The sequence below is a fragment of the Micromonospora sp. CPCC 205561 genome (assembly GCF_036906775.1).
Lineage (GTDB): Bacteria > Actinomycetota > Actinomycetes > Mycobacteriales > Micromonosporaceae > Micromonospora.
The window spans coordinates 1-962 of record NZ_JBAKHV010000126.1; the positions used below are offsets into that span (position 1 = coordinate 1).

Annotated in this window: 1 protein-coding gene; it reads right to left on the minus strand. The window is 67.7% G+C overall.

Annotated elements, in window-relative coordinates; translation table 11 throughout:
• Nucleotides 1-953 (minus strand): beta-ketoacyl reductase (locus V6V16_RS27725; RefSeq protein ID WP_334566888.1); only part of this gene is annotated, 953 nt, incomplete at its 3' end.
• Between the last annotated feature and the right edge of the window lie 9 nt (nucleotides 954-962).

A 962-nucleotide genomic window follows, 5' to 3' on the forward strand; every position in this document is an offset into this window, starting at 1 on the left:
GCTTCGGGGATGTCGGTGAACAGGCGGCTCGGACGCAACGCCGTGAACGACGGCACGAACCGATCCCACCGCACATCCGCCACCACCACCTGACCCTCACCAACCTCCAACGCCCGCTGCAACGCCACCACCGCCAACTCCGGCGCCATCCCCGGCAACCCACGCCGACTCAACTGCTCACCCGCCACCCCCACCGCCATACCCGCCTCAGCCCACGGCCCCCACGCCACCGACGTCCCCACCAACCCACGCCCACGCCGCGACACCACCAACCCATCCAAAAACGCATTCGCCGCCGCATACCCCACCTGACCCGCCGAACCCCACACCCCCGCAATCGACGAAAACACCACAAACGCATCAAGATCCACGCCAGCAGTCAACTCATCCAACACCACCGCACCACCAACCTTCGCCCGCAACACCTCCTCCACCTCACCCACACCCACCTCACCCAACGGCGTCAACTGCGCCGCACCCGCCGCATGCACCACCGCCCGCAACCGCTCACCCGCACCCACCAAATCCGCCAACAACCCCGCCACCGCACCACGATCCGCCACATCACACGCCACCACCGACACCCGCACCCCCAACCCCTCCAACCGCCCCACCAACTCCCCCACACCCGGCGCACCACCACCACGCCGACTCACCAACACCACATGCTCCGCACCCACACCCGCCGCCCACACCGCCACCCGCGCACCCAACGCCCCCGTACCACCCGTCACCAACACCGTCCCCGACAACCGAAAACCACCCACCCCCGCACCACCAACACCCGCACGCACCAACCGCCGCACAAACACACCCGACGACCGCAACGCCACCTGATCCTCACCAACACCACCCGACAACACCCCACACAACCGACCCCACACACCCCCACCCAACAACCCCGGCAAATCCACCAAACCACCCCACCGCAACGGCACCTCCAAACCCACCACCCGACCCAA